This window comes from Tenacibaculum agarivorans (genome assembly GCF_001936575.1).
Lineage (GTDB): Bacteria > Bacteroidota > Bacteroidia > Flavobacteriales > Flavobacteriaceae > Polaribacter > Polaribacter agarivorans.
On record NZ_MSMP01000070.1, the window covers coordinates 1 to 6,444 of the forward strand.

2 protein-coding genes and 1 pseudogene are annotated in these 6,444 nt (G+C 31.6%); all 3 read right to left on the bottom strand.

The features are described 5' to 3' along the window. Positions 1–1,101 precede the first annotated feature (1,101 nt). Complete coding sequence (locus BVC87_RS22785) at positions 1,102–1,473, bottom strand: hypothetical protein (RefSeq protein ID WP_075344706.1); 372 nt, start codon at positions 1,471–1,473, stop codon at positions 1,102–1,104. 2 nt (positions 1,474–1,475) lie between these two features. Then, the gene (locus BVC87_RS22790) at positions 1,476–5,678 is read right to left on the bottom strand and encodes a DUF6443 domain-containing protein (RefSeq protein ID WP_159439408.1); all 4,203 of its coding nucleotides are present in this window, start codon (positions 5,676–5,678) and stop codon (positions 1,476–1,478) included. 14 nt (positions 5,679–5,692) lie between these two features. After that, a pseudogene (locus BVC87_RS23625) lies at positions 5,693–6,444 on the bottom strand (hypothetical protein); the annotation flags it as partial.

Consider the following 6,444-nt stretch of genomic DNA (forward strand, 5'->3'; position numbering starts at 1 on the left):
TTAGAATTAGTGATTTACTCACTAAGAAAAAAATCTTTAACTATGCTAAATTTTGTTATTACCGCCTCAATTTGGCAACGCAGGAAAACGCAATTATAACGCAAAATCTAAACTTAGAATAGATTTACAACTTGTATGATCTTAGTTTTTTTGTAATAATCAGCCTTAGTATTGTTTAGGTTTTCCTATTTAGAATGAAATTAGGGTAATAACATCCTATTAAGTTATAAGGAATAGAAAAGCGCAAGAAAACGCAATTATAACGCAAAATCTAAATCCTATAATAGGTTTACAGCTTCTATAACCTGAGGATTTTTGTAATAATCAGCTTTGGTATTGTTTAAGTTTTCCTACTTAGAATGAAATTAGGGTAATAACATCCTATAAGTTATGAGAAATAAAAAAGCGCAAGAAAACGCAATTATAACGTAAAATCTAAATCCTAAAATAGGTTTACAACTTGTATGATCTGAGGTTTTTGTAATAATCAGCCTTAATATTGTTTAGGTTTTCCTACTTAGAATGAAATTAGGGTAATAACATCCTATAAGTTATGAGGAATAAAAAAGCGCAAGAAAACGCAAAATCTAAATCCTAAAATAGGTTTACAACTTCTATGACCTGAGGATTTTTGTAATAATCAGCTTTGGTATTGTTTAAGTTTTCCTACTTAGAATGAAATTAGGGTAATAACATCCTATAAGTTATGAGGAATAAAAAAGCGCAAGAAAACGCAATTATAACGCAAAATCTAAATCCTAAAATAGGTTTACAACTTGTATGATCTGAGTTTTTGTAATAGTGAGCCTTAGTATTGTTTAGGTTTTCCTGCTCAGAATGAAATTAGGATACTAACATATTATATATAGGAAATAGAAAAACCCAAAAAAGAAATTATTGATTAGTCTAATTTTAATACAAAAATCAAGTGAAACAAAGTATAATAAAATTAATAGTAGTAACTATTTTAGAGATAAAAAGAGCCTCGTAAATGAGGCTCTTTTCAGACTATAGATTAGTTTTTTCCTTTCGGGGAAAAGTGACTATTACTACTACAAATAAATATAATCAAACAATAGTTAATTTGACTATAATATAAATTTATTTCTTTGCTTTTTCTTTTAAATCTATAATTACTAGGCTCACCATTGAAAATAGAGTTAAAACTAAACCTGACAATCCTAATAATGGATAATTAAATAGAAAAATTAATATAAAACCGAGATTAGCAACAGTAATCAATATATCTCTAATCCTTTCTTTATATTCTTTCACTATAAAATTTAAGTACAAGAAAAGAGATAGGAATATAACTCCAGTATAAAGTAAATATTCTGAAAAATATACCTTATAATCCTCCTCATAACTTACAGATGGTGGAAGACTATATATAATAAGTTTTACTAATAAAAAATTCATTATAATCAACCCTACGATAAGGATTATTTTTCTTAAACTAATTTTGTTATTCATTTTTATCTCTTTTTGGTTTTTAATTTATTTCTTGTTCTAAATGAGCCTCTAAAAGTTGTTTTTAATTGAAAACTGGTAGTTCCCTCACCAAATCGTATAGCATCCCATGGACCCCTTCTACTTAAACTTACATTAATGGTAGTTGTCATATTAGCATTATATACATAAGTTTTCGTAGAGCTTGAAGAATTTGATCTTTTTCTACTTATTGAAGTATTTGTTTCTACAGAACTTCCTTTATTACCTTTTACTTCCGCTCCATTTTTTGAAACTGTACCAGTAACACTAGATTCATCTTGGTTTTTTATATCCATTGAATTAGCAATTTCGTTATTATCATCGGTTTCTTTTATATGTGCTAATTCAATACTTTCCATATCAACCTCAGTTGTCATTTCTAAGGTAACAGAATCAGGCACTCCTGCTGCATCACTCATTGTACCTTCTACAGTAGCTGTACCACCATCAGCTAATCCTGTTTTTAATAAATTATCAACATTTTTTGCTGCCCCACTAACATTACCTAGTCCTTTTCCTCTCGTAATATCTATTAATCCTCTGTTAATTTTATCCCTAACGGATTTTGTATCTAAATTACTAGGTGTAATGTTAGAATCTAGAGGAACAGGTTCAGTTTTACTTTCTTGGTCATCACAATCCCCATTAGGACAATCCTCATTTCCAACCATAGGTTTCATGCCATCAGGATCTATATAATAAATAGGATTGTCAAAAGCATAATTATAGGGTGAATGTCTACGCATTTCCTCCGCTAAAGGATCTAAATTCATCCATCGACCTAAATCGGGATTATAATTTCTAGCTTCAAAATCAATCCATTCTAGTCCTAATTCTTCATTTAGTTCCTTTCCATTAAATCCAAATTTTTGCGCTGTATTGTTACCATATGGTCTAACAATAGAATTATATCCACGATGAGCAAGACCGAAGGGATAATAGTTTTTTTCCTCAATAATTTCAGATGTAGCAATACTACCGTTACCGTCATTATCCGTATAACTTAATCTTACATTATCTAAATGATCTTTGAATTCATATACATATTTGAATGTATTTCCTGATCTAGCTACATAACCTTTAGCATGGCTAAAAAACTCTAAAGTTTTAGCACCTGAACCACTCTTTTTATATACAAAACCGTCTGCATAATCTGTAACTACACCTTGTACTATTTTACGTTGCTTTATTCCTGTAGCATCATAAGCATAATAAATATGTTGACCTCCAATAGTTACTCTGGTTGGTAAATTCAAATGATTATACAAGGTATTAGATGTCATGTTTTTATTCAGGTCCTTTAGTTGATTTCCGTTGGCGTCATAAGTGTATTCTGTAGTAGCATTAGAACCATTTTTAAATCCAAAAGTACTATTTCCTCCTGAGAGTTCCTCTACTTGGGTTAGTTTGTTACTCCTACTACCGTAGGTGTATTGTAACTTATCCATGATTCCAAAACTGGTAGCACTTGCATTGGTATGCCCACGGCGCTCTAAATTAGTAATATTTCCGTTTTTATCATAATTAACAGAGCTTAAACTATAACGATTTGCATTGTCTATAGCACTAGTAATTCTATTTAAATCATCGTAATTGTAACGGTACCAACGTAGTGTGTTATCATTTTTAGTACGCCATTCAGTTTCTGCTATATTTCCATTAAATAGTTTTGTACCACTATGCCCTGTTGTATTATAGTTAATTTTAAACGCAAATAAATCATTCCCTAAGCTAGCGCTATTGTTAATATCAGTTAACCAACCTCTGATGTTATACTTATAATCTACTGTTTGTAATCTACTTTGGTTTGTTTTTCCTCCTACACCTTTGTTTTTTAATCTTCCTAACTCATCATAAGTATTATAAACAATTACTTCTTCTGCTTGGCTTCCTATTTTTTGAGTTTGCTTTTGCAATCTACCCGTATGATCGTAGGTAAATTTATCTACAATAGTAATAACAGATAAATTATCATCTGTTTTGTTATGTCCTGTTATGGTTTCTAGAACTCTACCTGTAAAATCTAGTTTTGATTTTACTGTAGTTGTAGCTAATAAATAATCATTTTTTGTAAATATATAAATTGGTCTAGCTTTGGCATCATAATAGTTTACTGTAGTAATCCATTTATCAGTACCTAATACTTTTACTCTAGTACCTGTAGCTAATCCTTTAGTAGATGGCGTAGAGTTTACTCCGTAAATATTAGTTACACTTGCAGCTGCTCCTGCTCGGTTAAATGTATAGTTATCATAATAGTTTGCTGTAAGTACTTCTAAATTGGTTTTAGGAAAATCACTATAACTATAATAAATACCTAAACCACCACTTGTGGTCAGTTTAGTTTCGTATAATTCTACATCAGTATTATTAGTAGCATTTACAAGATCCTGCATTTGTCCTTGAGAAAGTATACCGCTATGCGTATAGATACCTGTGTAAATTACTCTACCTAAAATATCGTATTTCGTAAATAACCATTTTTTGTTTGGGCGCTGTAATCCATCTTGAGTTAATACAGGTCGATCTAATAAATCATAAATAATGTATTCCCAATCTTTACCTGCAATTTTCTTTTGTACTAAGCGGTTTCTATAATCATATCTATATTGGTAGCATAATTCGCTTAACTCTACACTGTCTGGTTTAGCTGTGTGTGGTTCGGCTTTTGGTGGAAGTACAAAAGTTAGATTTCCAAAATCGTCATATACATAATAGGTATCATGAGCTACATTGTTATTATAGGTACGTTTTAAAACTACTTGACCTTGCTTGTTCTTAAACTCTTCAGTAGTATGATTTTTACTTGTTCCACTATGATTTTCGTCTTTTGTTATGGTTTTGGTCAGTTCTCCAGCTTTGTAATATCCGTAATTATTATCTGCTGCCGTGTTTAATTGTAATGTAGGTAAATAAGTGTTTCTAGACACTGTAGTTGTAATATAATATTTACGTACATCTCTATTAGTATTACTTTTATATTCAAACTCTATTTCATGTCCGCTACCCATACGCCAATCATAACCTGGAGCGGCTTGCTTTTTTACTCGGTTTAATGGTGAATTTTCATACTCTTTTTCACTATAAGGATTAGGTGTTAACGTATTAATATCTTCCCTATAATTTGTTTTATAATAGTTGTTGGTTTCCGTAGCTGCATTGGCTCTATATAAACCATTACTACTTGTTGATCCATAGGGTAAATACTCTTTTTCCATCCTACCTAAAGCATCATAGGCTACATGGGTAATGATATCTTTTTGGCTAGCACTTTGCTTAATAGCAATACTTTGTTTTGTTCTTCCTAAGCCATCATAATACACCACACTTTTTAATGCATCACTATTTTTACTAAGTTGAGAAGTATTAGTTACTGGTTTTTGAGGTGTAATGGTATATACATAATTTTCATTACTTAAATTACCAAGATTAGGGCAACCATTAGCCGCACCTGCACCATGTTCTGTAGGACATAGATCATTATTATTAGCTACATAACCTGAAGGCTGAGTACAATCTAATTTTGTTACACTAGGATCTCCTAAACCATCTCCATCCGTATCAGCATACCAAGTTCTGGGGCTTCCTCCTGTTAATTGTACTTGTACAACCGCAGATTGTGTACTCCATTGTCCGCTTGTATTATTTCTGGCTCTTAAAAAGTATTTCCCTCCTGTATTAGCTGTGTAAGTAGCACTAGAGTTAGAAGTACTAGTTCCAGAAGCATTAGTGCCTTGCCAATACCAAGTTATGCCAACAGGTGGAAGTCCACGTTGTAAGGTAGCACTACCACAATTTTGACTTTTAATAGTTGGATTTGAAGGCTTCGCTGGAACAGCTGAAGCACTTACTTCTACTACATGACCTGCTAAAAAACTTTGATTTAAACTATTTTTCCCTGCAAAGGTGATAAAACTATGTCCGCTATGAATCCATTGTACTCTAACAGAAGTAGTAGATTCACTTAAAATAATAGCTCCGTCTATATTCCAAGATCCCTCTATGATACGACCATCAATACTAACTGTATACGTTTTAATATCATTTACATTGGCTTTATTCCCTCCAGTAAAGGTAGCTGATATTCTAGGGGCAATAGGATCATCTGGTCCAATAGGTACTGGTCCTAGTTGTGCTTTGATTGTTACAGTATACAATACTGCAATCATACATAATATATATCTCATTTTTCTTAGCATTTTTAGTTTTTATATTGGTATTTATTTTCTTGCGTTATGTTACCGTCCTGATCTTTTACTAGATGCAGTCGATTGAATTCATCATAACTGTAATACATAGTATATCCTCTAGGATCTGTAGTACTGGTAACACCTATTAAAGGATCATAGGTAAATGTAGTTACCTGTGCTGGTGTATTGGCAAAAGTATTGCGTAATGTAGTTAAACGTGTACGTAAGGTGTTTTCTGTAGCAACACTTTTATCTGCATCTGATGCTATAATAGCTGCATTGATTGCTGATAATTGAGTACTATTCATTGTAGTATACCCTTCTATTTTAGCAATCGGTTGCGTACCCTGATATCCCCAAACATAATAGATTTTTGAACCATTATTTTTACTTACTTCTTTTGGATTGCCATAAGCGTCATAATTATGATATATGATACGACTTTCTAATGCAGCAGTTCCTTTAATAGCTTGTATATATTTCGGTAAATATATGTTAGATGGATTGTGGTTATTGGCATGAATCGTTTTTTGTTCAGCAATTTTCACATTTCCTTTATAGGTTGTAGTTCCTTTAGGAAGTATTCTAAATGGATCAGGTAAAATACTGAATGTATTTTCTGTTTTATATAACTCACCTTTACTATTAGTCATTTCTGATCCTGCTACTTGATAATGGTGATCGTAATCGTAAAAGTAATCAGTACTTGTACTAACATTTGCTTCTGAATCATATAGTATCTCCTTTTTTCTGAAGAGTTTTT

What these genes read in the sequence shown, in the direction of transcription:
- BVC87_RS22785 (WP_075344706.1), bottom strand. Translation starts at nt 1,473, where the DNA reads ATGAATAACAAAATTAGTTTAAGAAAAATAATCCTTATCGTAGGGTTG.
- BVC87_RS22790 (WP_159439408.1), bottom strand. Translation starts at nt 5,678, where the DNA reads ATGAGATATATATTATGTATGATTGCAGTATTGTATACTGTAACAATC.